Here is a 24,872-nt window from a genome sequence, read left to right on the forward strand (position 1 = left end):
GTCTGCGCCAGATAGTTGACGACACCTTGAGCTGTGCAATGACAGCGCCGACTGCTGATTCTTATTTCGACAGGGCGGCTGTTAAACAGCCTCTATATATTCCGGGAAGTGCATGTTAAATACAATTTCGATAATTGGCCTTGGTTACATTGGACTACCTACTGCCACGCTATTTGCTTCCCGTAAGTTGCACGTGATTGGCGTAGATGTGTCGTCTCATGTAGTCGACACGATCAATAGCGGAAATATCCATATCGTTGAGCCGGAACTGGACATCCTTGTGCGGGCAGTGGTGGGTGCCGGCTATCTCAGGGCAACGACGAGTGTCGAGCCGGCCGACGCGTTCGTGATCGCAGTGCCTACTCCTTTGACAACGGAGCGCAAACCCGATTTGAGTTATATCGAATCGGCGGCAAAGTCGATTGCGACCGTGTTGAAAAAAGGGGATTTGGTCATTTTGGAATCGACGTCGTCGATTGGTACGACGGAGTCGTTGGCCCACCGAATGGCGGAAATACGTCCTGATCTCACGTTCCCACATCAAGCAGGTGAGGCATCCGACATTCGCGTCGCGCATTGTCCTGAACGGGTTTTGCCTGGGCACATCGTGCACGAGCTCGTCTCCAACGACCGTGTTATCGGTGGAATGACGCCTGCCTGCTCGGAAGCCGCGATTGCACTGTACAGCCTTGTCGTACAAGGTGACTGCATCGTGACCGACGTGCGGACAGCTGAAATGTGCAAACTGGCTGAGAACAGCTTCCGGGATGTCAACGTCGCTTTTGCGAACGAGCTTTCCATGATCTGTGATACCCAGGGGATCGATGTCTGGGAGCTTATTAAACTCGCGAACCGACACCCAAGAGTCAATATTCTACAACCAGGGTGCGGAGTGGGCGGCCACTGTATCGCGGTCGACCCCTGGTTTATCGTGGATAGTGCTCCGGATGACGCGAAGTTGATCCGTGCTGCTCGCACGGTTAATGATTCAAAGCCGGGCTGGGTCATTAGCAAGGTAGCGGACGCAATCACAAAACTTCTCAACGTGGGTCTTGGCATTGAAGACGTCCGCATCGCTTGTCTTGGCATTACTTATAAAGCAGATATTGACGATCTGCGAGAAAGTCCAGCGCTTGAGATTGCGCGGACGTTGGCAAGTTGTTACGAAGAAAAAGTTCTGATTGTCGAGCCGAATCTTGAGGTCCTCCCGCCTGCGCTGCAGGAGATTCGGGCGCCGTTGGTGAACCTCGACGAAGCGATCTCACGAGCGAACATCCTGGTTCTGCTGGTAGATCACGTTGAATTTAGGAACGTTAGGCCGGAGATCAATGGATCTCAGCTAATCGACACACGTGGTATCTGGAGCGCGAAAAAATGATGACTCGTCAGACGGATTCGGCTGCTCCCGAGTCGAGTATCCAAAGCCTTAAAAACGAAAACGAGTTGTTGCTGCATCAGCTTCATGAGGTGCAGGAGCAGTTGGAGATCTACTATCTGCGTAATCAGCGTCATGAAAAAGGCGTGATGCTCGATCCTGAAACGTCGCTTTCGATCGGCGGATTTGAGGACAATGGCGACCTGATTGGTGCGTTGAGCGAGACCAATCGCCTCATGACGTTGGTGAAAGTTCAACAGGAACTTCATCGGCTTGAAACACGGAACACGTTAAGTGCTCAGCTAGGTAGTCTTCTGATTGAAAGCGTTGACTCACCCAAAGCATTTGTAACGCTTCCTGTCCGACTAGGAAGAATATGGCGCATCCATAGCAAGCAGACGCCACCAAAATCATTAGGCGGGAAAGGATTTGTCGCGTTGACGAATGCATATCGGGCCGGCGGCTTCGACGCAGTCGACAAGCTGATGGACGAGAAGTCGATCCCTCCTGCAATGCGTGCCAATGGCTACACGGCCTTGGGCCGACACTTGCTGCACGTCGATTGCTTAAACTCGGCGGCAGCAGCGCGTCGTGCGTATACACTGGATCCGAAACCTTATCGGCTGAAGTGGCTGGCTTTCAGGCTACACGAAGCTGGCGAGGTTATCGAAGCGCAAGCTATGCTGGATCTCTTGCCCGCGGATATGCAATTCAGTGATTCTGAAGCGCGCCAGGCTACCCAGCTAAGATGCGAAGCAAGTCTTCGTCTTCAGGACGAGGCGAAGAAGCAAGTCGGAAGTTCTCCGCAACGCGTCGCGATTGGCGGACGAATTAAAAAGTTGGAAATCGCGCGCGACGAGCAGATGCGAATTGTCGCTGATATGCGCAAGGAGATTGATTTCCTGACGCGAACTAACTCAGCGTTAAACGCGGATAAGCTGATTCTACAAGGGCAGCATGATCAGGTTGTCGCGCATGTCAAGGAATGCAATCGGAAACTGGAGATTGAGAAACAGGCTGGCATCCTGCTTAAACGGGAGAATTCGGCGATAGTGCAGCGGTGCGATGCTGCCGCTGAGCTTGCCAATGTGCGTGGTCAGGAAATTGAATCGCTCAACCAAACGTGCGCATATTTCGAACGCGAGATGGCCGCGATCAGTGGGCGATATGAAGTGGCGGCTACTCATCTTGCTTCGTCCGAACGGGAAGTAGATGCGCTGAAGGGCGTTAATGCACGGCTTGAATATGAAACGTTGGCTGTCGCGGAGCAACGTGACAATGCCATGGGTCTGCTCGTCGCGCGTGATCAGCACATCGATGCCCTTAAACAAGTCAAAACGCTGTTTGAGCAGGAACGTCAGACTCTTGCGGCGGACTATGCGGAGATTGTCGAGCTAGCGGCCAGTCGTGCTCAGGAAGTCGAAAAGCTGAAGCAAACCAAAAGCCAACTTGAGCAGGAAAGGTCTTTACTAGCTCGCGAGAAGGATGAGGCGTCCAGGCGGTCAGTCGCTTTTCAAGAGCAAATTGAAGCGCTCAAACTTGCCAAGGCAGAACTGAGCCAGCAAAAGGCAAGTCTTGGCACGAGGCATGAGGAAGTCGCGAGGCTTGCTACTGATCGCGCGCGGGAGATCGAAGCGTTGACGCGGACCCAGAAGCAACTCGAACAAGAAAAGTCCGCAATAGCTCTAAAGGAGGGTGAGTCGTCAAGGCTTGTGATCGTTTATCGGGAGCAAGTTGAAGCACTCCAACTTGCCAAGGCAGAACTGAGCCAGCAAAAGGCAAGTCTTGGCACGAGGCATGAGGAAGTCGCGAGGCTTGCTACTGATCGCGCGCGGGAGATCGAAGCGTTGACGCGGACCCAGAAGCAACTCGAACAAGAAAAGTCCGCAATAGCTCTAAAGGAGGGTGAGTCGTCAAGGCTTGTGATCGTTTATCAGGAGCAAGTTGAAACGCTTACGACGCAGATCGAGGAAATCACTAGGCTCGCCGCAGATCGGGGTCGGGAAATTGAAATCATGAAACAGGCCAAAGCAAAGCTTGAACAGGAAAAGGCATTGCTTCAGGGGCGGCATGACGATACGGCGAAGCTGGCCGCAGATCACCTCAAGCAAATCAGCTCGCTGCAGCAACGACTTCAGAGCCAGCAGGTAAAGGATGTTGAAGTGTCGACCCGACAGCAACTCATGCATGAAGAGATGGCAAAGGCAGAAGCGCAGATAGACCTGATCAAGGAAATGTTCCTTGGAGAGTGGCGGGCATGACCGAGAAAGCGACTCCCACTTTCGATTCGACTCAGACCCCGACTCAACATGATGTTCTAAGTCTGACGGTGGTCGACGTCCACCGTCAGAAGGATGTCGTTGCATACGACGAGTATCTGATCGAGCGCGCGCGCACGCAATGGCAGTTTGGTGACTGGGAAGGTCTTTCCCAGCTTGATCGTAATAATTTACAAAATCATCCAGATCGCGCAACGTTGGCATTGCTAACTGCTGCCGCCCGATTTCAGACCGGGCGCCTTTCTCAGGGCAAACAATATGTCTCGTTAGCTCGAGAGTGGGGAGCTAGCAAGAAATTAATCTGTCAGATCCTCGCAGCCGGCGTACACAACAGTTTGGGACGTGTTGCAGCTATTGGGGGTAACTCCACTCGCGCAATTGGTCATTTCGAATCCGCCATTACGACAGGCATCCCGGAAGGCGATTCATTTCTGTTGACGAAGGCACGCGTCAGCCAGCAATACGACGACCTTGGTTTGCCGGCAGTCAGAATCGAGCGCTCTTTGAATTGTGGGTCGGCTTGTCCAGTATCGAATGATAGAGCGCGTGTTTTCAACGTCAATCGCTTGGCTCAGATCGAACTAGGCGATGCGTGGGCTAGCAACACAATTAACACTGTCATCTTTCGTCACCACGGCGTGCTTACCCATCACGGCAGGCAATTCACAGCTTTCTATGTGAATTCATGCACGCTGCGACTGGTACAGCGCGACCTTACGACGCAAAGCATAAAAACGTATGATATCGACGGCAAATACAATTTGTCAGATGCTCATAACACCATTAATCTCGGTGTTGATCGCGTCGGTCATCTTCACGTGTGCTACGACCATCACGCCACGCAACTACGCTATCGGCGCAGCATTCGACCATACGATGTTTCGGGCTGGACCGATGAATTGACTATGACGGGCAAAGCGGAAGACCGAGTGACATATCCGTCTTTCAACTGTCCTCATCATGGCTTTCCTCTCACACTGCTTTATCGTGACGGTGGCCATAACAGAGGAAATGCGCGTCTCAAGTTCTATGACGAGGCGCTGGAAAACTGGTCGGATCTTTCTCTTCCTGTGCTTAGTGGTAGCGAGTCGAAGCCGTGGACCAGCAATGCGTATTGGAATCATCCTGTTATTGGAAGCGATGGTAGTCTGCATCTGAGCTTTGTGTGGCGAACCCATACCTTGGGCGAGGAACAGAGGATCAACAATATCAATATTGGATACGCGTGCTCACCGGATGGCGGACTGAATTGGTTCACCTCGAAAGGACGGATGTACCAGTTGCCAATTACTCAGGTCAATGCAGAGACTGTTCACCCAGTTTCTCCTGGCAGTAACCTGATCAATCAAAGTAGTATGGCGCTGGATAGTCAAAACAATCCGCATATCGTCTTCTACGCTGACGATCCGGATGGTGTTCCCCAATATCAGCATTTACGATTCGATGGTCACCAATGGCATCACCAGATTATCTCGAGAAGGACTGCTCCATTTGTGTTGCAAGGGGCTGGAACTTTGCAAATTCCGATCAGCCGTCCCGAGATTGTGATCGACCGGCAGGACAACGCTTATGTTATTACGCGAGGGGATCACAGTGATGGGCGTATGGTTGCCACTTTGCTTGGGGCTCCTGACTACGAATGGTATCCCGACAATGTGCAGGTTTTATGGGACCAGGATATGGGCCTGGCCGAACCCGTAATCGACAGAGTGCGTTGGGATCAAGAGAACATATTGACGCTGCTGTTGCAGTATAACGAGCAGCCCGATCATGAAGGTCGACAGCAAACGCCGGATCGTCCAGTCATATTGGCCGACATCGAGTTTATTGTACTGTAATCCTTTGACTAAGTAATACAAGGTGCGTCAAGTGAATCCGTTGAAGAAGGCGAATAAGGAATTTATTGGGCTTGACTACGAGGCGGCTTATCAATCGTATCAAGCAGCGATAAAGGCCATGCCGGAACTCGCGCACATTATCAATTTCAACATTGAATTGATGCGCCGTCGCGGGTTCTCTCCCCAAACCGTTGTTACAAAAGCAGAGAAAGCTCAAACTTACGTCTCGCCCTCGGCGCAGCGAAAATTGCCGATTACCGTTCTGATTATTACGTGGGACGTGGGGCACAACTGCTTGGGACGGTCGTACATGCTCGCTGAGGTTGTCGAGCGAATCGCCCGACACTCGCTACTCGTGGGGTTTCAGTTCCCCAAATATGGAAGCAACGTTTGGGAACCGGTTCGGAAAGGCAGACTGCCGGTCATTTCTTTACCGGGCTCTAATCTGCCAGAATTTCATCAGAGTCTTGAGCGCATCTCAACGAGCATCAAGCCCGATATCGTCATTGCATGCAAGCCGCGGCTTCCGTCTATTGCATTGGGCATGATGATCAAGGAAAAATGGGGTTGTCCGCTCATTATTGATGTGGACGACCACGAACTTTCATTTTTCAAGAACCAGGGCGAATTGAGCGCTGATGATTTGCTGTCTTTGCCTGCTGCGGAGATAGGAAACGTCACCGAACCCTACGCGGAAATCTGGACCCGCTACACGCAAAGTCTTTGTAAGGCCGCGGACGAGATCCTTGTGTCGAATGTCGCTCTACAGCGGGTATTTGGCGGAACGATCGTTCCTCACGTCCGGGATGAGACCCGATTTGATCCCTCGCAATACAACAAGCTCGAGATCCGTAAGCGGCATGGGATACCCACTGATGCGAAGGTAGTGATGTTTTTTGGAACACCACGGGTCCACAAGGGAATCGACGTGCTTGCGAAAGCTTTGAGCAAAGTCGCCGATCCCCACTTCAGGCTCGTGCTGGTTGGTGACGCGACGGATAAGAGCGTATATGCGAAGCTTGATCAACTCGCAGAAGGGAGGATTATTTACCTGCCGAATCAGCCATTCAATGCTGTCCCGGAAATCCTTGCGATGGCTGATATCGTGTGCCTGCCACAGGACGAAGGCCATGCTATTTCGAAGTTCCAACTTCCCGCAAAAGCTATCGATGCGGTAGCGATGGGGATACCGCTATTGGTAAGCAAGACGCAGCCGTTGATGCAACTTGTAGACGATAGAGTCGCGGAGCTTGTTCGTCTGGAAGACATACCGACGGCGCTGGAACGCTTGGCAGGAAAAGCGGAAACGGTGCAGGCTTGGCAGGACGAAGTTCGCGAGAGATTTCTCAGGAGGTACAGCTATGCGGCCGCAGCTGACCAGCTACGACAACTCTTTCAACGAACGCTGTCGCGCGACAGAAGCGACAGTATGCCTTCGAAGAGCGGATTTGACCTGGTGATGCGCCACGCGGTAGGCAAACTTCCGGTGTTGGCGTTGGAACATCAGCGTTCGGGAGTCGACATTGTGTTGTTCTGGAAGCAGAACGATACCAATCTGTACGGTCGCCGGCACGATATGGTAATCAAGTATCTCGCGTCCCGACCAGACGTGCGTAAAGTTGTTATCTTCGATGCGCCAATATCGGAGTTTGATCTGATTCAGCGCCAACAATCTCGTAGCGAGGCCACTCAGCATCGTTGGATCTACGTAGGAACGTATGAAAAATTGCTTGGAAAATTCGACTCCCAGAAGCTTTCATTCAATGTTTTTGTCTACCCACCGGGGAAATTCAGGAGCATTGAGTCAGATACTTCGAAGCCCAAATTAGATGACGAATACTTTGCGTACGTCAGCGATGTATTGAAGCGCGAGAACGTGACTGTAGATAAGTCGATCTTCTGGATTTATCCGAGAAACTATTCTGCTCCCTCACTCATCAACCATTTCAATCCGAAGAAAGTCGTCGTTGACGTGGTGGATGACCATCGGGCATGGCCAGGCATTTCGGCTGCTGAGTATCAACGATTGACAGAAAATTATCGAGCAACCTTGGCAAAGGCCGACATGGCGTTTGTCAATTGTGAACCGATGATTGATGCGATGAAACCGTTCTTTCCCTCGATTCGTCTTGTACCGAACGGGTGCGATGCAGATCCGCCCAAGGTCGAGCCGAAGGATAACGAAGAGTTCGAGGCTTTCAAATTGTGGAAAGGGAAAACTATTGGTTTCGTCGGTAACCTTGAAAAGAAGATCGATATCGATCTTCTGGAAAAGATCGCGGTCCGCTTTCCTGACTTCCAACTGGTGCTCATTGGTTCAACGCATTCAAATCCGGACGTGCTGCGATTGAAAGGGTACTCGAATGTGCGCCTGCCGGGCGTCGTGCCGTATGAGGAAGTGGGTGCTTGGGTTTCCAGATTTGACGTAGGGATCATTCCCCACTTGAATCTGGAGATGACACAACATATGAACCCGCTGAAGTTGTACGTATATTTGTCGTGGAAAATACCAGTAATTTCCACCGAAATTTTCAACGTCGACCGAAATGCAACGTCAGTGCGTATTGCCGGCTCCCACGAAGAGTTTCTTTGCCATATTTCCGACGTTTTGGCAGAGGAAATAGGTGCAGACGAGGAGATGCTGCAGTTCGCGCTGCAAAATAGCTGGCATGTTCGATTCGAAAAGCATGTGAATGAATTGCTTGGTGTTTGTTGCTGAGTTTCCGCGTGGTGGCCCGTCCTAGGCTTTAAAGTAGATGAAATGGGAATCGAGTTATGAAGGCCGTTCCCAAAGAGCTCTTTGACCAGTGACCACTTTGTTTGATCGTCTTCGGAAAATTTTTTTGGACTATAATATGTTTGGTTCTCTTCGCATGATTTCGAAGACGCGGAATTTAAGATTTCTGCTGTACGCTATACTGATCGCGGGCGTTTCGTTTGCCAACGCAGCGGAATCGAAAGATTTGTTTCACAATCAGGCTGAGTGGACAAAGGGTTGTTTTGCAACAATGTCCACTCCTCCAAAAGAGACGATTCTTCCAGAACTATTTCCGGTAGTTATAGAAGGGACGCCTGGTCGAAATTTCGGATCTGAGCAGCTTTTTGCGCCAGTGGTGTCAATTGCTTATCCCATGGCGAATTTGGGATCCGCTTGTATGACGGGAGACCACACTGCCTGTCAGCAATTTTCTGATTGGCTTGAGAAGCTGGCAGACACTGATTCGCTACGTTTTGAGCGCGACAAACACAAGAAAAGTCAATCGTCTCTCGTCACTGGCGAGTTGTCGGGCAACAGCACACTAAGGCCCATTGCTCTCTATATGTCGATACTACGGCGGCATAATCTGATCACTCTAAAAGATCGTACGACCGTATTCGATTGGATGCGCCGTCGCGTAGGGGAGTACTCGCATATATCAGGCAAGGAGAGCGAATCCGAACTTGCCCAGAACTTGGTTCTCAATTCGGCAGTCACCCAATTGGCTGTCGGTATCGCAACTTCGGATCCATCGTTGACAACAGGAGTGGAAAAAGTTTACCGTGCCTATATTGATACAATGAGAGCAGATGGAAGTTTTCCAGCGGAATCTCAACGGGGACAGTCCGCATTGAAGTACGAGAACGATGCCATTGGTTTGCTTGTGCTTGCCGGGGAAGCTGCACTTTTGAATGGCACAGACCTTTACGCCTACAAAGGGCCCAATGGTGATATTCATAAAGCTATCCATTTCTGGCTTGATGCATTGCAAGACGAGAAATTGATTTCACCTTACGCGGCAGCGAACGTTGCTCCGACCGATCCTGCACAGCAGGGCGGTAAGCAAGCGCTTTATTTTCTGGGAATTCAGCGAGACATGATCCAAATGGGCTGGATTATCCCTTACGTCAAACGGTTTCCCGATAGCGATAATGTTGCAACAATCCGACGTTTGATCGACCATGGCAGGATTAGTGTCCGGGATAACTACGACAGTCTTTTGACCGTCTATCCAAGCTGTGTGTGGGGAGCCTTTCAAGGACAAAAGGCGTTGCATTCTTCGCATGATTGATTTTGCGGTCTGGTATCGCTCCGCGAAGAATCGATGATTTAACGAGTTTGGGAAGAGATCTGATGCGCTGTCAAATCAAAGGTATATACGAGATTGTCAGGGAAAAGGGGCTGGCTTATAAGATGGTCGCGCCTTCTGTCGAATATTGGCGACCTTCCGCGGTACGATTCACGAACATTGGGGAGTTCGAGTTCGACCGGTTGAACTATCTCGAGTCGCAGTATCAAAATCGGAAAATCTCGATTGATCCGAGCATTTGTGTAGATCTGTCGGACGTTATAGTTCTCATGGACGGAACCGTCATTGTGGATGGTTGCATCATTAAAGAGTCCGTTCCTGGGATGGTTGTGAAGCATCGACAGCATTACCGGCGCTTACGTCCTACCGACAATGACGAATGGGAAGTTGATACGGTAGGCGTCGTCAGGTCATCCGTCGACTTTGCGATTTGCACCACGCGCTATGGCATACAGTACTATGGGCATTGGCTAGCTGAAATTTTGCCTCGGATTTATGCCGCGAGGAGCGAGATTCCAGCGACGGCGAATATTCTGATGCCGGAAAGTTTTGCTACGCCGCATGGCGGTCGCCCGTCCGGTATGTGGACTGCAATTGAGCAATCGCTCGAACTTGCAGGAATAGCCTACGGCTCGGTGGTTTCCCTTCCTGATAGTGGTATTCGAATTCCCAGACTGCGTTACATAACGAAGATGGGAGCGACGGATGCTAAAGCACCAGCAATATTCGAATGTTTTCGGGAACTCTCGGGACGAGTTGGCGCGCGAGAGAGTAAACGGAGAATTTACGTGACGCGGCATGACGCGGCGGATCGTAGACTGCATAACGAGGCCGCAGTCATGGAATTGCTCGGCAAACATGGCTTCGAGTACATCCGTGTATCGGAGTATGACTTTGCTGGGCAGATCAAGCTATTTTCGTCCGCGACCGTGATAGCAGGCCCATTAGGGTCGGCGTTGACAAATATTGCATTCGCTCGAGCCGGTACCACGATTCTTCCGTTGATTCCTGCCCATTGGGATGACCTGTTTTTCTACGATCTCGCAGCTTTAGGGGGCATGTCATGGTATGAAGTCCGTGGGCCAGTGACTAGCAATACCCACAAGTTGTATCACCGAAACGATTTCGAGGTTGATTTGTCAACGCTCCGACGTGCGTTAATCGCGATTGAGGAGAATTCGGATCGCGGTACTCTAATTCGTGATTCAAGTCAATATCGACTGCCAGCGTGATGCAGTGTTTGTTTAGCGTTCGAGTGAAGGTGTCAGGTTTGCGCCAGATATATTCAGTTACAGTAGGCAGCCTGTGTACCAAACACATATTGAGCTTGCGACGGTTGAGGATCATTTCGTCTGGGAATGTGAATTCATGGCTGAAAGAAGCGAAACTTCTCGGGAGGGACGACCACTCGGAAGCGGGCATCAGTTTGATGCGAAAAAATGGTTCGAACCTTCTAATTGTTAGAGAGACTTTCGTATGAAAATCGCAATCGCCGGCACCGGCTACGTCGGCCTTTCTCTCGCTGTATTGCTCGCTCAGAATAACGAGGTCATCGCTCTGGACATCGTTCCTGAGAAAGTAGCGATGCTCAACCGCAAGGAATCGCCGATCGAAGACACCGAGATTGAGGAATTTCTCGCACACAAGTCGCTCAACTTCCGCGCCACGCTCGACAAGGTCGAAGCCTACGCGAACGCCGACTACGTGATCATCGCCACGCCGACCGACTACGATCCGGAAACGAACTACTTCAACACCCGGTCGATTGAAAGCGTCGTTCGCGAAGTAAAGGAGATCAATCCAAACGCGGTCATGGTCATCAAATCGACCATTCCGGTCGGCTACACCGAACGCACGGGCGAAACGCTGGGCACGCAAAACCTGATCTTCTCGCCGGAATTCCTGCGCGAAGGCAAGGCGCTGTACGATAATCTGCACCCGTCGCGGATCGTCGTCGGCGAGTGTTCGGAACGCGCGGAAGTCTTCGCCAATTTGTTGAAGCAGGGCGCGCTCAAGCAGGACATTCCGACACTCTTCACCGGCAGCACCGAGGCCGAGGCGATCAAGCTGTTCGCCAATACGTATCTCGCGATGCGCGTCGCGTATTTCAACGAACTCGACACCTACGCAGCGCAGCACGGCCTCGATACGAACCAGATCATTCAGGGTGTGAGTCTCGACCCGCGCATTGGCTCGCATTACAACAATCCGAGCTTCGGCTACGGTGGCTACTGTCTGCCGAAAGACACGAAGCAGCTCCTCGCGAATTACAGCGATGTGCCGCAAAATCTGATTCACGCTATTGTCGAATCGAATGGCACGCGCAAAGATTTCATCGCAGAGAGCGTGCTCAAGCGTAGCCCTAAGGTGGTTGGCATTTATCGGTTGGTGATGAAAGCAGGTTCCGACAATTTCCGCGCGTCGAGCATTCAGGGTGTGATGAAACGCATCAAGGCGAAGGGCGTGGAAGTGATCGTCTACGAACCGGCGATGCACGAATCGAGCTTCTTCAATTCGTCGGTGGTCAACGATCTGGCTGAATTCAAGCGTTCGGCCGACGTGATCGTCGCAAATCGCATGACGGCCGATCTGACAGACGTGGCGGACAAGGTATACACGCGCGATCTGTTCGGCGGCGACGCATGAACGATCCGCAACCGGCTCGCAACGACTCAATCGACTCGCAGCTTCCCCGCATTCTGTTCTTCAACGTGAATGGCTCAGGCATGGGCCATCTGAACCGTTGTCTTTCATATGCGCGGCGGTTGCGCGGCCGTGCTCGACCGGTGTTCTTTTCCCTGGCGTCGGCCATCGAGCTTATCGAAGAGATGGGATTCGAGGCAGATTACTTCGTTTCGCCATACTGGTCGTCGAGCTCCACGTTTGCGTGGAATAGCGAGCTGGCTGTACGTTTCGGCATGATGCTCGAACGCGTACGTCCCGACGTAATCGTCTTCGACGGCACCTGGCCATTTCAAGGGTTTCTGGCGACGTGCGAGACCTTCGGCTCGCCAGCACTGGTCTGGTCGAACCGTGGCTTGCTCAAGGAAGGCGGCAAGACGGTCTCCGTGGACGAGTCGCGTTTCGATCTCGTGATCCAGCCCGGGGAATTGGGCGCGCAAGAAAGCGAGACGCCGCTCGAAGGCGGCGGCACGCGTGCGCTCGTACCGCCCGTGTGCGTACTCGAAGACGATGAGTTGCTTGACCGCGCTACAGCGCGCGAGGCGTTGAATCTGCCACAAGACGGCCGCTTTGTCTTATTCGCGCTCGGGCCGGGCAATCTGAAGGACGTCGCAGGGATCGCGCACGGTCTGATTCGTGAGTTCGAGGCCGCGGGTTTCAACGTAGTCTGGGTGCGCGCGCCGATTTCCGTGCGCGACATCGAATTGCCGGCCGGCGTGATGCCACTGACGGTCTATCCGCTCGCGCGCTATTTGCGTGCGTTCGACGCCTTTGTCGGCGCAGCCGGTTACAACACCTGCTGCGAACTCGTGCAGGCGGGCGTGCCTGCTCTGCTCGTGCCTAATGCGCAACTCGCCGACGATCAGGTGCGTCGAGCGCACATGGTCGCCGACGTCATGCCGGCCGTCGTCTCGGCGTGCGAGACCGACGACGAACGCGAGACCGCGGTGAGCAAACTACTCGGCTCGCTGAACGCCACGCCCGCCGAACGCGCAGCGATTCCGATGAATGGCGCCGTGCTCGCCGCGGAAAAGATCCTCGCTTTGGCGGCAAGACGGGAGCGGACACAGTGAATGTGATTGCGGAAGCCAAAGCATTGCGGCGTGAGGTGAAGGCGCTCGCCACCAAACCCGAATGGGATTTGTTCGTTCGTTACGACCTGCTCGGGAAAAAGCCGCCGTCCTCATGGCAAGACCGAGTATGGCGGCGCATTCGCCACCTGTTGGCGTCGGCAAGTCTGATGTCGCCGCAAGTAACGCAGTATCCGTGGCTGCCGACCCTAAAGCACAGACCGGTTTCGGCCGATGTAAAGACAGTGATGATCTGGGCCCTCGGCGCCGATCGTCATCAGTTGCGCGCCGCGTGCAAAGGCTGGTCGAACAAGCTTCAAGGCGGCGATGATCTGGCACCGGTTCTGGTGACGGATATCGCTGATTTCGCCTTTTATTCCCGGCTGGGTTGGCTGGTGGAATATGTGCCGTCATTGAGCGGCGAGGGCCCATCGCTACAGCAGAGAAAGCAGGCGTATCTCGCGTGGCGCTACCGTGATGCGACCGTCTTGCCGTTGAGCGCTGGGTTAGCCAGCGACGCGCAATGGCGCGCATTGCTGAAATTGAGCTGAGAAAGATGCAAAAGAATCGCTATGCCATGTTGACGGTCGATACCGAAGCGCTGCCCAAACGCGCGCCGCACGATCACGTCAAGCGACTCATGTGGGGCGTACACGAGCGGGGAACCGCGGGAATTCGTGAGATGGCGGAGATCGGCGACGAGTTCGGCGCCAAGCACGTCTATTTCGTCGATCAATGCGGCGCGTGGTCGTATCTGGAAGAAACGCGCGAAGTCGTGCGCTGGCTCGATTCCGTGGGTCAGGACGTGCAACTGCACACGCACCCGGAATATTTGCCTGATTCATTCTGGGCCGAGCATGGACTCGCGCGCCGTCCGCAGTATATGAATCAATATACCGACGACGCCCGCGCCGAGTTCGTCATCAAACATTTCGGCAATCTCATTTCGGAGCAAACCGGCAAGCCGGTTCTCGCGCACCGGGCAGGTTCGTTCCGCTGGAATGCGGCCACGATACGCGCCCTCAAAGCCACGGGCGTGCGGGCGTCGTTCAACAATTCGATGTGCGCCGTCCACGCGAAACAGGCCATTTTTAGCGAGCCGACGAATCTGCCGTACGCGTGGTCGAACGGCGTGATCGAAGTCCCGATGACGGAAAAGAAGATCTTGCCGAAGGTGGGCAAGGACGAATGGTGGGCGCGCCTCACGTATCCGGAGTCGCCGTATTTTCACTTCCGTCCCTGGTGGGGCAAATTGCTGCTCGATGCATTCAGCGGGAGCCCGACGTTTTCCATTTTTCTGCTGCATTCGTGGTCGCTCCTGTACTGGGATGAAAAGGGCTACGCAACCTATCGCGACGATCAGCGTGTCGAGGGCTATCGCAAGCTCTTGCGTCGATTGACAAAAGACTACGATGTGATCACGACCGCCGAATTTCTCGATTTGCACGCGCGCGGCAAGATCAAGATGTCGGCAACCGTCGATCTCGCGCGCGCGGAACTCAAGCCGCAAGGGACCGTGCGGGTATGAGCAGCGCATTCGATTCTCTGCAAACGTTCGTTAGCGAACCATACTTGGGATTGAGCCGATGGCTAACGGTCCGCACGCTGAATCGCAGGGCGAAACGGCGTGCATCCGCGCGGTCATTCGACACTGATGGCGGGGGGCTTCTATATGTGGCCGCGAGCGCATTGCCATATCACACGAGCGGTTACACGACGCGCACGCACGAGGTCATTCGCGCAATGACGTCGGCGGGCGGGCGCGTGCATGCAATGACGCGGCCCGGCTATCCGTTCGATCGAATCGACCGCCTGCACGATGCCGTGAGCGGAGAGACCCAAGTTGCCGAAGTGCGGTATCTGCATTCCGCGGGACCCGCCAATAATCGTCCGGTGTTGCTGTATGCGATGCAGGCGGCGCGGGTGGTCGCGCAGCGGGCGAAGCAACATCGCGTGTCGGTCATTCACGCCGCTTCGAATCATGTGAACGCGTTACCCGCATTGCTGGCGGCGCGCCAATTGGGCATTCCGTTTCAGTATGAAATGCGCGGCCTGTGGGAACTCACGCGTATTTCGCGCACGCCGCACTACGAGGGACGCCAAGGCTTCAAGCAAGGCCTCGAACTCGAAGGCCTCGTCGCCCGCCACGCAGATCGCCTGTTCGTGATTTCAGAGCAGCTGGGTCGCTTCGCACACGCGCGCTGGGGCATCGATAAAGAACGCATGTTCCTGCTGCCCAACTGCGTCGAACCCGAGCGCTTCGTGTCGCTCGCGTCCCGTGAAATTGAGCATGACACGATCGGCTATGCGGGCTCGTTGATGGCCTATGAGGGACTCGACACGCTGATCGATGCCGTGGCGCAACTGCGAGCACGCGGCGTGAGGATTTCCGTGAGCCTCATCGGTGATGGTGAAGCGCGGCAGTCGCTCGAATCGCAGGTACAGCGGCTCGGCTTGTCGGAACAGATCCGCTTTCTGGGGCGCATGGCGCCGCAAAAGGCGCAGGAGACGTTGAGTCGCTGCGCACTGGTCTGTATTCCGCGCAAGCCGTTCAAGGTCTGCGAAATCGTGCCGCCGATCAAACTCGTCGAAGCGATGGCAATGGGCAAGCCGGTCATCGTACCGGACCTGCCGGTGTTTCGCGACGAAATGGGCGAGCGTCCCGCAGGCTGGTTTTTCAATGCCGGTGATGCGGCCGATCTTGCGCACGTGATTGAGACGGCAATGAGTGATCGCGCGGCACTTGCCGCGCTGGGCGAACGGGCCAAGGAATACGCGACCACGCAGCGATCGTGGCGCGACTTTGTCATCAAGGCACTACCGAAAAGTGCGGGGTAAGGGAAATGGTCGGCAGGGTTATTAGAAAACTGGGTTCAATCGTCTACGATTACCCAAAGGTCGCCGAGGATATCGAGCGAACGGGGCGCTTCGGCCGACTCAAAATCGCGCTGGTGACGGACTATTTCACCGCCGATTGTCTGTCCGCGGAATGCCGTGTTCGCGTCATGACGCCCGGCAATTACCGGGATGTGATCAGCCATTGGAAGCCGGATCTCGTGCTGGTCGAATCGGCTTTTCACGGCGTGGACGGCAGTTGGCGCTACGAACTGGCGAAACAGCCAAAGCTGCTGCGCCTGACTAAACCCAAGGCGATTTTCCGTCTGGTCGATTTCGCGAGGAAGGCAGGCGTTCCCACTGTGTTCTGGAACAAGGATGACGGTCCTTTTTTCGATGCGTTCATCGACGTAGCGAAGGCATTCGACTACGTCTTCACGACCGATGAAGAATGCCTCGAACGCTATCGCCAGCAGGTGCCTGCACACGTACCCGTGAATACGCTGATCATGCCGTTTCAACCGGCATTTCACAGTTTCACGGGCTTCAATTTCACGCGCAATGAAGTCTGTTTCACCGGCAGCTATTACCGGCGCATCCTGAACGAGCGGCGTCGCTTTCTTGACATGGTGTTCGAGCTCTGCGAGCACAACGAGATGCCGATCAACGTGTTCGACCGCAATCACGACCGGCTGTCTCGCCATTTCGAGTTTCGCTTTCCGAAGACGAGCCAGATGCGGTTGCACGGGAAAGTCGCGCATCACGAAACCGCCAATGTCTACAAATCGCACGCGGTATCGATCAACGTCAATTCGGTCACGAGTTCCGAAACAATGTTCTCGCGACGCCTGCTCGAAATTATCGCGTGTGGCGGGATCGCGGTAACGAACCCGAGTCGAGCCGTTGATCGTCATTTCCGCGATTTCTGCCACGTCGTGAACACCTACGAAGAGACACGCGAGCTGTTCGGGCGTTTGCGTCATGGTCCTTCGCAGGACGATCTCGATCGCGCCGAAGCCGGCGCGAAATACGTGCAGGAGCATCACACCTGGGCACATCGGTTAGAGGAAATCTGCGCCGTCGTGAAGCTGTGAGGAGCTGATCACAATGCTTGCGTTGCTTTCCTGGTTTTGCCAGGCGATTTTCCTCGTCGTAGTCGTATATTTTGCGCTTTATGTTTTGCTCGAGCTACGGGTCTTCCTGATTTCGCGGAAAGTCGAGCAGCGCAAATTGATGGAGCTTGCGCATTCGTCTTCCGGCGCACAGACCGATTCCTGGCCATCGGTGAGTGTGCTGCTGCCTATCTACAACGAATCGGAAGTCGTCGAACGGTTGATCGATGCTGTTTGCAATTTTTCTTATCCAGCGGGGCTGCTCGAAATTCTGGTGCTTGACGATTCGACTGACAGCACGACCGAACTTGCCCGGTTGCGTGCCGAACAACACAAGGCGCGGGGCGTCGACATTCGGCTGGTCAAGCGTAGCAATCGTAAAGGATACAAGGCGGGCAATCTGGTCAACGGCATTCAGCAGTCGGGCGGTGAATTTTTTGCGATCTTTGACGCCGACTTTGTGCCGCCGGCTGATTTTTTGCTTAAAACCATTCCTTGTTTCGAGGATCCGAAACTGGGTTTCCTGCAAACGGGTATCGGTTATGAGAATCGCGATGTGTCGTTTCTCACACGCTTTCAGGCGATGGAAATGGGCCATCAGCAATACGTCACGGTGGGTTTGAGTGAAGACGGCGATATGGCGTCGCTCAGCGGCAGTTCTTGCGTGTGGCGCAAGCAGTGCGTGGATGCGCTAGGAGGTTGGAACGCATCGACCGTGACCGAAGACGTTGATCTTGGCTACCGCGCACAGTTTGGCGAGTGGAAGTACGCTTATTTGCGCGATGTGGTGTCTATGTCGGTGTTACCCGAAACCGTGAGCTCGTACCGTATTCAGCGAGAGCGCTGGGGACGTGGATTGATCCACAGCGCCTTCAAGCACGTCAAGCAAATGCTCTCGCAGCGCATGCCGTTGATCAAACGGATGCATGCGATTTCCACGATGTTTTCGTCAGCGCTGCTTGCATCAATTTATGTCCTGATACTGCTAAGTCTGCCTCTTGCATATTTGATGCATTTCGACGGCGCAGGTATGCGTTGGGGCGCGCTGATCTTCTTTGGGCTGGTGGTGCTCTGGGGTCTGGAGAATGCATTCGGCGCGCGCAGGGGCGCCCGCTTGGAAGGCTCGTTCAATGTGCTAAAAAGCCTATGGGACACATACAGATACATTGCAATGTTTTTGCCGATGGCGTGGTACTACTTCGCTGGTGGCGTGCGTGCATCGTTTGGCGTCTACGGTGATTTTCACCGGACGCCAAAGGGCAAGGAAGGCTATCGCGCCAGCTCACCGCGTATCAATTCAGTGTTGCTGGCGGGCGAGATCTTTACGTTTCTCTATTCGACGACGGCGATTCTGGTTGCTCTTCAGCGCGGGAATTATATTTTGATTCCTCTGGACGTCACGGTCTGTGTCGGTTTCGGCATGGTGCTGTATTGGTCGTGGCAGGAAAAAAGTACGCATCGGCGTGGGTAGACAAGGAAATCCATGATGTCGTTTAGTATGGCTTCGATGAATATGGCGCCGGGCGTCACATGCGACCTAACGTATGGTCCGGCGCGCGCCGGCGACCCGGTCGCGCTACGCTTCCGCGCGGCGCGTATCGACGATGCCAACGCGTGCGCGCCGCTGATTTTCGCGTCGGGCGTACGCGAATTCGGCTTCTTTCTCGGCCAACCGGCAGAGGCATGCATCAGTTTTCTGGTATTTGCGTTCGCGTCGAAGTCCGGGCGCTTCTCGTATCGACGTCACCGCGTGGCGGTGAACGCGGATGACCGACCGGTGGCGGTGCTCGCGATGCATGACGGCCGCCACACGTGGTTCGACGATCCCCATGTCGCGCTGTTGTTGCTGCTGTTTTTCGGGGTGTTCCGGACGGTCCGCATGCTGTTGCGCGGCCTGGTGCTCGAAAGTGAATTGCCGGCGCCGGAGTCGGCGCAGACCTTGATTGCGCACTGCGCGACGCACGAGCGACTGCGCGGTACTGGCGTGTTCAGCGCGCTGTTCGCCGATGCGATTCGTGCGAGCGCAGCGACAAGGCAGCGCCAACCCACGGCGAGCGGTACGCGCGCAAAGCAGCAACTCGTGCTTGACGTACTGGTGAGCAATACCCGCGCATACGATCTATACCGGCGTCTCGGCTTCGTCGAGTTGCCGCGCCGCGCGGCGCTTTCGCCGCGTTTGCCGCGCGAACTCGAATCAGTGCGGATGGAGTGGGTCGGTACGCAGTGAGCAGTTTGTGCACCAGGTTTTCCCACACCAGGAAAAGGAGAACGCATGTCCCAGTCCCAACCGGTCGACTACACCAACGCGCCGCCTGAGGTGAAAGCCGTCTACGATGACATCAAGCAGACCCGCCAGGTCGACGATGTCAACAACTTCTGGAAGTACCTCGCTCAGCATCCGCCGACGCTCGCACGCACGTGGGACAGTCTGAAGGAAGTGATGGCGCCGGGCGCGCTCGATCCGCTCGTCAAGGAACTGCTGTATGTCGCGGTCAGTGTCACCAACAACTGCGGCTACTGCGTCGCGAGTCACACGACGGCAGCGCGCCGCGCTGGCATGACCGACGAAATGTTCGGCGAGTTGCTCGCGATCGTCGGGATGGCTAACGAGACCAATCGGCTCGCGGTCGGCTATCGCGTCCCGATCGATCCGGCCTTCGAATAAGCGCGTGACACGCACGCTGAGGCCCGGTCACGCAAGACCGGGCCCCAGCGCTTCACACCGTTGCGCGCGCCGATGCGAAGCGCGGCATGCACCGCGGTACTTACAACCGCAGTCACAGCCCTGATCACAGCGGCACGACATGCACCGGTTGCGGATAGCAGCCCGGCGGACAAACCGGCTCGCGGCCATAGTGTAGTGGCGGCGAGCAGGGGTTCCAGTGCGGCGGGACATACACCCGCGGCGGTTCTGGGTGACACCAGTTCGGCTCTTCGCGTTTGAAGCAGGCATTGCCGCCGCGCACGGTTTGCGCGTCGGCGCGGTCGAGTTCGTCGCAGCGCGACAGGTCGCTAAAAATGAGGCTGGTCATGATGGATCTCCGGCAAGGGTGGAAGGGCAACGAGCACGTTTATGTGTCGCGCTCGTGCGTTCCAGTTGCACGCGCCATGCCATATACCGCGAAACCGCGTGCGATTGGGATCAAGCGGGAATTGACCGCATGACGGAACCCGCCAACTGACCGCCATCGACCAACTCGCTTGCCGCAGAGTGTCGTCGAACCGCCAACACCTGCCCCGGATCGGCAAACCACCCAATCGGCAACCCAGTCAATCAGCCGCGAACCCACTCCGTCAGCAACCCCGGCAACTCAGCCATATCCTTGAACACCTGCACCGCCCCCGCGCCATGCAATGCGGTCGCGCTGCTGTGCCCGAGGTGCGACGGGCAGTAACCGAACACGGTGGCGCCAGCCGCGACGCCCGCGGTCGCACCGGTGACCGTATCCTCGATCACCGCGCAACGCTTCGGATCGACCCCGAGGCCAGCGGCGGCAGCGAGATAAACATCGGGAAACGGCTTGCTGCGCGGCATTTCATGACCGCTGAAGATGCGACCTTCGAAACGATCGAGGATGCCGGCCTTCAAAAGCTGCAATTCGATCTTGACGCGGTCCGCGCCCGAAGCGACCGCAATGCGTCCGTTTAGCGTGCGATGCAACGCATGCACCGCGTCGGCGGCGCCGTCGATCGCCCGCAGTTCGCTGTCGAGCGCCGCGTTGCGCCGTGCGCGAAACTGCGTAAGCCATTCGTGGGTGATAGCAAAGCCAGTGCGTGCCTCGATCAGCGGCGCTTCGTCCTTGACCATCTTGCCGACGAAAATGCGCATCGTCTCTTCGACGCTCAATTGCCAACCCAGCTCGCCGAGCATGTCGGTGAGCACACGGTTGGTGATGGGTTCGGAGTCGACGAGCACGCCGTCGCAGTCGAAGAGTACCGCGTCGAAGGGGAAATCGGCCATCGGGCAGGATCGGAATAGAGTTTGCGGAACCGGCAAGAATACCTCACCGCCTCGCGCGCCGCAGCCCGAGGGCTATGCGATCACATCTCCTGCGCTGCGTAAGCGCTGCGTAAGCGCCGCGCGAAGGCGGGAGCGCCTTACTGCACAGAACCGGTGCGCTGCATTCCCGCCGAAAAATAAACGCGTGTGTTTGATACATAACGGTGGCCGAAGGGTTTTTGAGTTCAGATGGTGATAACCCGGGGCAGCCGATCGTCCCTGACCGGGATCACCCGGCCGCTTTTCGTTCGGCCCAACCTGACATAGGTGCACCATGAGCAATGACGGTCTTATGGTTTTTACTGGCAACGCGAATCCCGCGCTTGCGCAGGATGTCGTCAAACTCCTCGAAATCCCGCTCGGCAAGGCAATGGTCAGCCGCTTTTCCGACGGTGAAATTCAGGTCGAGATTCAGGAAAACGTACGCGGCAAGGACGTCTTCGTCCTTCAGTCCACCTGCCCGCCGACGAATGACAGCCTGATGGAGCTGATGATCATGGTCGACGCGCTCAAGCGCGCGTCCGCCGGCCGGATCACGGCAGCCATCCCGTACTTCGGCTATGCCCGCCAGGACCGCCGCCCACGTTCGGCGCGCGTGGCGATTTCGGCGAAGGTCGTGGCGAACATGCTGGAAATCGCCGGCGTTGAGCGGATCATCACGATGGATCTGCACGCCGACCAGATTCAGGGCTTCTTCGACATCCCCGTCGACAACATCTATGCAACCCCCATTTTGCTTGGCGACCTGCGCAGGCTGAGTCACGACGACCTGCTGATCGTGTCGCCCGACGTGGGGGGCGTGGTGCGTGCGCGCGCGCTCGCCAAGCAGATGAACACGGATCTCGCGATCATCGACAAGCGTCGCCCGAAGGCGAACGTCGCTGAAGTGATGAACATCATCGGGGAAGTCGAAAACCGTACCTGCGTCATCATGGACGATATGGTCGACACAGCCGGCACGCTTTGCAAGGCCGCCGAGACGTTGAAACGGTGCGGCGCGAAGCGGGTTTTTGCCTACGCGACTCATCCCGTCCTGTCGGGTGGCGCAGCCGGACGTATCGCGGCGTCGGAGCTGGACGAACTTGTCGTCACCGACACGATTCCGCTCTCGCCCGAATCGTTGGCCTGCAAGAAGATCCGCCCGCTCTCGAGCGCGAGCCTGCTCGCCGAGACCTTCTTGCGGATTCGGCGTGGCGACTCGGTGATGTCGCTATTTGCCGATAGTTATTCCCATTCCTGAACGGTCAAAAATGATAATCAAAAACTAACGGGGCGCTTTCGAGCTTGTTGAGAACGATACCGGTTCCGACATTCGCTCACCTCTGTGTGCAAACGAACATATGCCGGGCGCGTTATCGCGATACCGTGCTTCGCAGGCTTCGCGTCTTGCGACTGATTTGCGCGTCCGATTATATGAACCGTGGAGCCGCATCGTATGCATTGGTTACCGGAATCATCTGATTTTTCCGTTCAGCTTGGCTCCCTCAACGGCGCGCATTCACAAGAGACACGCTGGCATGACTTCGTGAGGCTGGCGAACAGTCGGCTCGATTTTGTTCAAACGAATCGTCTTGACCGCGCATGTCGGAAGGCGTTCCCGGAGCTTGCGCGGGAAGCCATTGGCGAGCCGGTCCGGCTGGCCGTGTTCAGCGGTTCGACCACCGATCATCTGGTGGCTGCTCTGCGAGTTGGATGCCTGCGCCGCGGCATGTGGTGCGAGGTCCATGCGGGCGACTACGGTCAATACATGCAGGAGCTCAACGAACCCGAGTCGGCGTTTCACGCGTTCGGTGCGAATGTGGTGCTGTTTTCGTTCGACGCACGCACGCTGCTCGGCCAACCCGACGCCGCGATGGACGCGGCCGCCGCCGACAGTCTGGTCGAGCATACGATCGACATGCTGCGCGGGCTTTGGCGGCGGGCGGCGCACTCGAGCGCCGTGCAGGTGATCCAGCAGGCTGTCCTGCCCATCGCGCTGCCCCTCATTGGCAACAACGAGCATCGGCTGCCGGGCTCGATGCGCGCGCTCATCGAGCGGGTCAACCAGCGCATGCGGGCCGCTGCGGACGAGGACGGAGTCGATATTCTCGCGCTCGATGCGCGAATTGCGGTTGATGGTCTTACTGCATGGCACGACCCGATGCTGTGGCATCGCGCGAAGCAGGAGATCTCGCCGGCCGCCGGGCCGTTCTATGGCGAACTCGTCGCACGGCTCGTCGCCGCGCGGCGCGGCCGTTCGTACAAATGCCTGGTACTCGACCTCGACAACACACTCTGGGGCGGCGTGATCGGCGATGACGGCCTCGCCGGCATAGTCATCGGCCAGGGCAGCGCGCTCGGCGAAGCGTACGCGTCGTTCCAGTGCTACGCGAAGGACCTGTCACGGCGCGGGATCATCCTGGCCGTCTGTTCGAAGAACGATGAAGCCAACGCGTGGGAACCGTTCGACCAGCACCCTGAGATGGTGTTGAATCGCTCCGACATCGCCTGTCTGGTCGCCAATTGGGAAGACAAGGCGTCAAACCTGCGCCGTATCGCGCAAGCGCTGAACATCGGCCTCGACGCGCTGGTGTTTGCGGACGACAACCCGTTCGAACGAAATATCGTGCGGCGTGAGTTGCCGATGGTTGCAGTGCCCGAACTGCCCGCCGACCCGGCGCTCTATGGCCGCTGTATCGCGGACGCCGGCTATTTCGAATCCATCGGGATCACCTCGGAGGACCGCGAGCGTACCGCGCAGTATCAGGGCAATCTGCAGCGCGAATCGTTGCGCTCCGCAGCGACCGATCTGGCGGGGTACTTGGCGTCGTTGGAGATGCGCCTCGAATGGCAGCCCTTCGATCTCGTCGGCCTGCAGCGCATCACCCAGCTGATCAACAAGACCAATCAATTCAACCTGACCACGCGACGCTACACCGACGCGGAAGTGACCGCCGCAATGCAGGAGAAAGGCATAGTGACCTTGCAGTTGCGACTGACCGATCGATACGGCGACAACGGCATCATCGGGATCGTCATCGCGCGGCCGCGCGAACCGGGCGGTGGTGAGTTGTTCATCGATACCTGGCTGATGAGTTGCAGGGTGCTGGGTCGACAGGTCGAGCAAGCGACGATGAATCTGCTGGTCGCGCGCGCGAGGGAAGTGGGCGCACGGACGCTGATCGGGGAATACCGGGCCACCGCGAAAAACGGCATGGTCCGGGAGCATTACCAGAAGCTCGGCTTCACGCGAATCGCCGAACACGACGACGAAAGGACGACGTGGCGATGCGTCACCACCGAATTCACGCCTTTCCAGACACACATCGAACCCATCAGGACCGGATCATGACGGACACTATTAGCACTGACGACATTCTCGGCAAAGTGACCGAGATCTTCCGCGAGATCTTCGACGACGACGATCTGGTCCTGACAATGGACAGTACCGCTGACGACATCGACAAATGGGATTCCCTGAATCACATCAGCATCATCATCGCTTGCGAAATGCGCTTCAAGGTCAAGTTTCAGACGGCTGAAATCGAGAGTCTGAAGGATGTCGGCGAGCTGGTCGATCTGATCCGCAGCAAGCAGTCGCAATAAACATTCGAATAACGACGCGCAAACTTCTG

20 protein-coding genes are annotated in these 24,872 nt (G+C 55.8%); 18 read left to right on the top strand and 2 right to left on the bottom strand.

The annotated features are described in order from the left end of the window. Positions 1 to 112: 112 nt before the first annotated feature. The 15 genes from wecC to B0G69_RS24995 all read left to right on the top strand — a co-directional run bounded on the left by wecC (position 113) and on the right by B0G69_RS24995 (position 19,923). Positions 113 to 1,378, top strand: coding sequence for a UDP-N-acetyl-D-mannosamine dehydrogenase (wecC, locus tag B0G69_RS24925; protein ID WP_121321959.1), 1,266 nt, complete (start codon positions 113 to 115; stop codon positions 1,376 to 1,378). After that, entirely contained in the window at positions 1,375 to 3,636 is a 2,262-nt protein-coding gene (locus B0G69_RS24930) for a hypothetical protein (RefSeq protein ID WP_121321962.1), read from the top strand. Before wecC ends, B0G69_RS24930 begins: the two co-directional genes overlap by 4 nt. Continuing rightward, positions 3,633 to 5,492: a BNR repeat-containing protein gene (locus B0G69_RS24935; RefSeq protein ID WP_121321964.1), complete on the top strand. Its 1,860-nt coding sequence runs from the start codon at positions 3,633 to 3,635 to the stop codon at positions 5,490 to 5,492. Before B0G69_RS24930 ends, B0G69_RS24935 begins: the two co-directional genes overlap by 4 nt. Before the next feature lie 31 nt (positions 5,493 to 5,523). Then, positions 5,524 to 8,211, top strand: a complete 2,688-nt coding sequence (locus B0G69_RS24940; RefSeq protein WP_147440767.1) for a glycosyltransferase — start codon at positions 5,524 to 5,526, stop codon at positions 8,209 to 8,211. A 136-nt stretch (positions 8,212 to 8,347) separates the two neighbouring features. Continuing rightward, positions 8,348 to 9,541, top strand: coding sequence for an alginate lyase family protein (locus B0G69_RS24945; protein ID WP_147440768.1), 1,194 nt, complete (start codon positions 8,348 to 8,350; stop codon positions 9,539 to 9,541). A 62-nt stretch (positions 9,542 to 9,603) separates the two neighbouring features. Then, positions 9,604 to 10,791, top strand: coding sequence for a glycosyltransferase family 61 protein (locus B0G69_RS24950; protein WP_121321969.1), 1,188 nt, complete (start codon positions 9,604 to 9,606; stop codon positions 10,789 to 10,791). 244 nt (positions 10,792 to 11,035) lie between these two features. Further along, positions 11,036 to 12,205, top strand: coding sequence for a nucleotide sugar dehydrogenase (locus B0G69_RS24955; RefSeq protein ID WP_121321971.1), 1,170 nt, complete (start codon positions 11,036 to 11,038; stop codon positions 12,203 to 12,205). After that, entirely contained in the window at positions 12,202 to 13,314 is a 1,113-nt protein-coding gene (locus B0G69_RS24960) for a glycosyltransferase (protein WP_121321973.1), read from the top strand. The genes B0G69_RS24955 and B0G69_RS24960 overlap by 4 nt, the downstream gene beginning before the upstream one ends. Beyond that, positions 13,311 to 13,862 (top strand): hypothetical protein, encoded by a 552-nt coding sequence (locus B0G69_RS24965; RefSeq protein ID WP_121321975.1) that lies wholly within the window; start codon positions 13,311 to 13,313, stop codon positions 13,860 to 13,862. The genes B0G69_RS24960 and B0G69_RS24965 overlap by 4 nt, the downstream gene beginning before the upstream one ends. A gap of 5 nt (positions 13,863 to 13,867) precedes the next feature. Then, positions 13,868 to 14,839: a polysaccharide deacetylase gene (locus tag B0G69_RS24970; protein ID WP_241991456.1), complete on the top strand. Its 972-nt coding sequence runs from the start codon at positions 13,868 to 13,870 to the stop codon at positions 14,837 to 14,839. Positions 14,840 to 15,000: 161 nt separating this feature from the next. After that, positions 15,001 to 16,149 carry a glycosyltransferase gene (locus B0G69_RS24975; RefSeq protein ID WP_241991457.1) on the top strand — a complete coding sequence of 383 codons (1,149 nt, stop codon included), beginning with the start codon at positions 15,001 to 15,003 and terminating at the stop codon, positions 16,147 to 16,149. 5 nt (positions 16,150 to 16,154) lie between these two features. After that, positions 16,155 to 17,240, top strand: coding sequence for a glycosyltransferase (locus B0G69_RS24980; protein ID WP_121321979.1), 1,086 nt, complete (start codon positions 16,155 to 16,157; stop codon positions 17,238 to 17,240). 13 nt (positions 17,241 to 17,253) lie between these two features. Next, positions 17,254 to 18,729, top strand: coding sequence for a glycosyltransferase (locus B0G69_RS24985; RefSeq protein WP_121321981.1), 1,476 nt, complete (start codon positions 17,254 to 17,256; stop codon positions 18,727 to 18,729). 42 nt (positions 18,730 to 18,771) lie between these two features. Next, the gene (locus B0G69_RS24990; protein ID WP_121323866.1) at positions 18,772 to 19,485 is read left to right on the top strand and encodes an N-acetyltransferase; all 714 of its coding nucleotides are present in this window, start codon (positions 18,772 to 18,774) and stop codon (positions 19,483 to 19,485) included. A 45-nt stretch (positions 19,486 to 19,530) separates the two neighbouring features. Continuing rightward, complete coding sequence (locus B0G69_RS24995) at positions 19,531 to 19,923, top strand: carboxymuconolactone decarboxylase family protein (RefSeq protein WP_121321983.1); 393 nt, start codon at positions 19,531 to 19,533, stop codon at positions 19,921 to 19,923. Positions 19,924 to 20,047: 124 nt separating this feature from the next. Here the strand turns inward: B0G69_RS24995 and B0G69_RS25000 are convergent, their stop codons facing one another. Further along, positions 20,048 to 20,290, bottom strand: coding sequence for a hypothetical protein (locus B0G69_RS25000; RefSeq protein ID WP_121321985.1), 243 nt, complete (start codon positions 20,288 to 20,290; stop codon positions 20,048 to 20,050). Positions 20,291 to 20,532: 242 nt separating this feature from the next. Further along, positions 20,533 to 21,219, bottom strand: a complete 687-nt coding sequence (locus tag B0G69_RS25005) for an HAD family phosphatase (protein WP_121321987.1) — start codon at positions 21,217 to 21,219, stop codon at positions 20,533 to 20,535. Between the two features lie 313 nt (positions 21,220 to 21,532). On the opposite strand from B0G69_RS25005, the gene B0G69_RS25010 reads away from it, so the two are divergent. The 3 genes from B0G69_RS25010 to B0G69_RS25020 all read left to right on the top strand — a co-directional run bounded on the left by B0G69_RS25010 (position 21,533) and on the right by B0G69_RS25020 (position 24,843). Continuing rightward, the gene (locus tag B0G69_RS25010) at positions 21,533 to 22,498 is read left to right on the top strand and encodes a ribose-phosphate pyrophosphokinase (RefSeq protein WP_121321989.1); all 966 of its coding nucleotides are present in this window, start codon (positions 21,533 to 21,535) and stop codon (positions 22,496 to 22,498) included. Between the two features lie 468 nt (positions 22,499 to 22,966). Next, a complete protein-coding gene (locus tag B0G69_RS25015; protein ID WP_158608971.1) occupies positions 22,967 to 24,589 on the top strand; it encodes an HAD-IIIC family phosphatase in 1,623 nt (540 codons plus the stop codon). Next, positions 24,586 to 24,843 (top strand): acyl carrier protein, encoded by a 258-nt coding sequence (locus tag B0G69_RS25020; protein WP_174772039.1) that lies wholly within the window; start codon positions 24,586 to 24,588, stop codon positions 24,841 to 24,843. The genes B0G69_RS25015 and B0G69_RS25020 overlap by 4 nt, the downstream gene beginning before the upstream one ends. The last annotated feature ends 29 nt before the right edge of the window (positions 24,844 to 24,872 follow it).

Origin of the sequence: Paraburkholderia sp. RAU2J (assembly GCF_003634845.1) — a bacterium.
GTDB classification, from domain to species: domain Bacteria; phylum Pseudomonadota; class Gammaproteobacteria; order Burkholderiales; family Burkholderiaceae; genus Paraburkholderia; species Paraburkholderia fynbosensis.

Excerpts from the sequence above, each read along its gene's own strand:
- wecC (WP_121321959.1), top strand. The coding sequence starts at position 113 with ATGTTAAATACAATTTCGATAATTGGCCTTGGTTACATTGGACTACCT.
- B0G69_RS24930 (WP_121321962.1), top strand. The coding sequence starts at position 1,375 with ATGATGACTCGTCAGACGGATTCGGCTGCTCCCGAGTCGAGTATCCAA.
- B0G69_RS24935 (WP_121321964.1), top strand. The coding sequence starts at position 3,633 with ATGACCGAGAAAGCGACTCCCACTTTCGATTCGACTCAGACCCCGACT.
- B0G69_RS24945 (WP_147440768.1), top strand. The coding sequence starts at position 8,348 with ATGTTTGGTTCTCTTCGCATGATTTCGAAGACGCGGAATTTAAGATTT.
- B0G69_RS24950 (WP_121321969.1), top strand. The coding sequence starts at position 9,604 with ATGCGCTGTCAAATCAAAGGTATATACGAGATTGTCAGGGAAAAGGGG.
- B0G69_RS24955 (WP_121321971.1), top strand. The coding sequence starts at position 11,036 with ATGAAAATCGCAATCGCCGGCACCGGCTACGTCGGCCTTTCTCTCGCT.
- B0G69_RS24960 (WP_121321973.1), top strand. The coding sequence starts at position 12,202 with ATGAACGATCCGCAACCGGCTCGCAACGACTCAATCGACTCGCAGCTT.
- B0G69_RS24970 (WP_241991456.1), top strand. The coding sequence starts at position 13,868 with ATGCAAAAGAATCGCTATGCCATGTTGACGGTCGATACCGAAGCGCTG.
- B0G69_RS24980 (WP_121321979.1), top strand. The coding sequence starts at position 16,155 with ATGGTCGGCAGGGTTATTAGAAAACTGGGTTCAATCGTCTACGATTAC.
- B0G69_RS24985 (WP_121321981.1), top strand. The coding sequence starts at position 17,254 with ATGCTTGCGTTGCTTTCCTGGTTTTGCCAGGCGATTTTCCTCGTCGTA.
- B0G69_RS24990 (WP_121323866.1), top strand. The coding sequence starts at position 18,772 with ATGGCGCCGGGCGTCACATGCGACCTAACGTATGGTCCGGCGCGCGCC.
- B0G69_RS24995 (WP_121321983.1), top strand. The coding sequence starts at position 19,531 with ATGTCCCAGTCCCAACCGGTCGACTACACCAACGCGCCGCCTGAGGTG.
- B0G69_RS25000 (WP_121321985.1), bottom strand. The coding sequence starts at position 20,290 with ATGACCAGCCTCATTTTTAGCGACCTGTCGCGCTGCGACGAACTCGAC.
- B0G69_RS25005 (WP_121321987.1), bottom strand. The coding sequence starts at position 21,219 with ATGGCCGATTTCCCCTTCGACGCGGTACTCTTCGACTGCGACGGCGTG.
- B0G69_RS25010 (WP_121321989.1), top strand. The coding sequence starts at position 21,533 with ATGAGCAATGACGGTCTTATGGTTTTTACTGGCAACGCGAATCCCGCG.
- B0G69_RS25015 (WP_158608971.1), top strand. The coding sequence starts at position 22,967 with ATGTGGTGCGAGGTCCATGCGGGCGACTACGGTCAATACATGCAGGAG.
- B0G69_RS25020 (WP_174772039.1), top strand. The coding sequence starts at position 24,586 with ATGACGGACACTATTAGCACTGACGACATTCTCGGCAAAGTGACCGAG.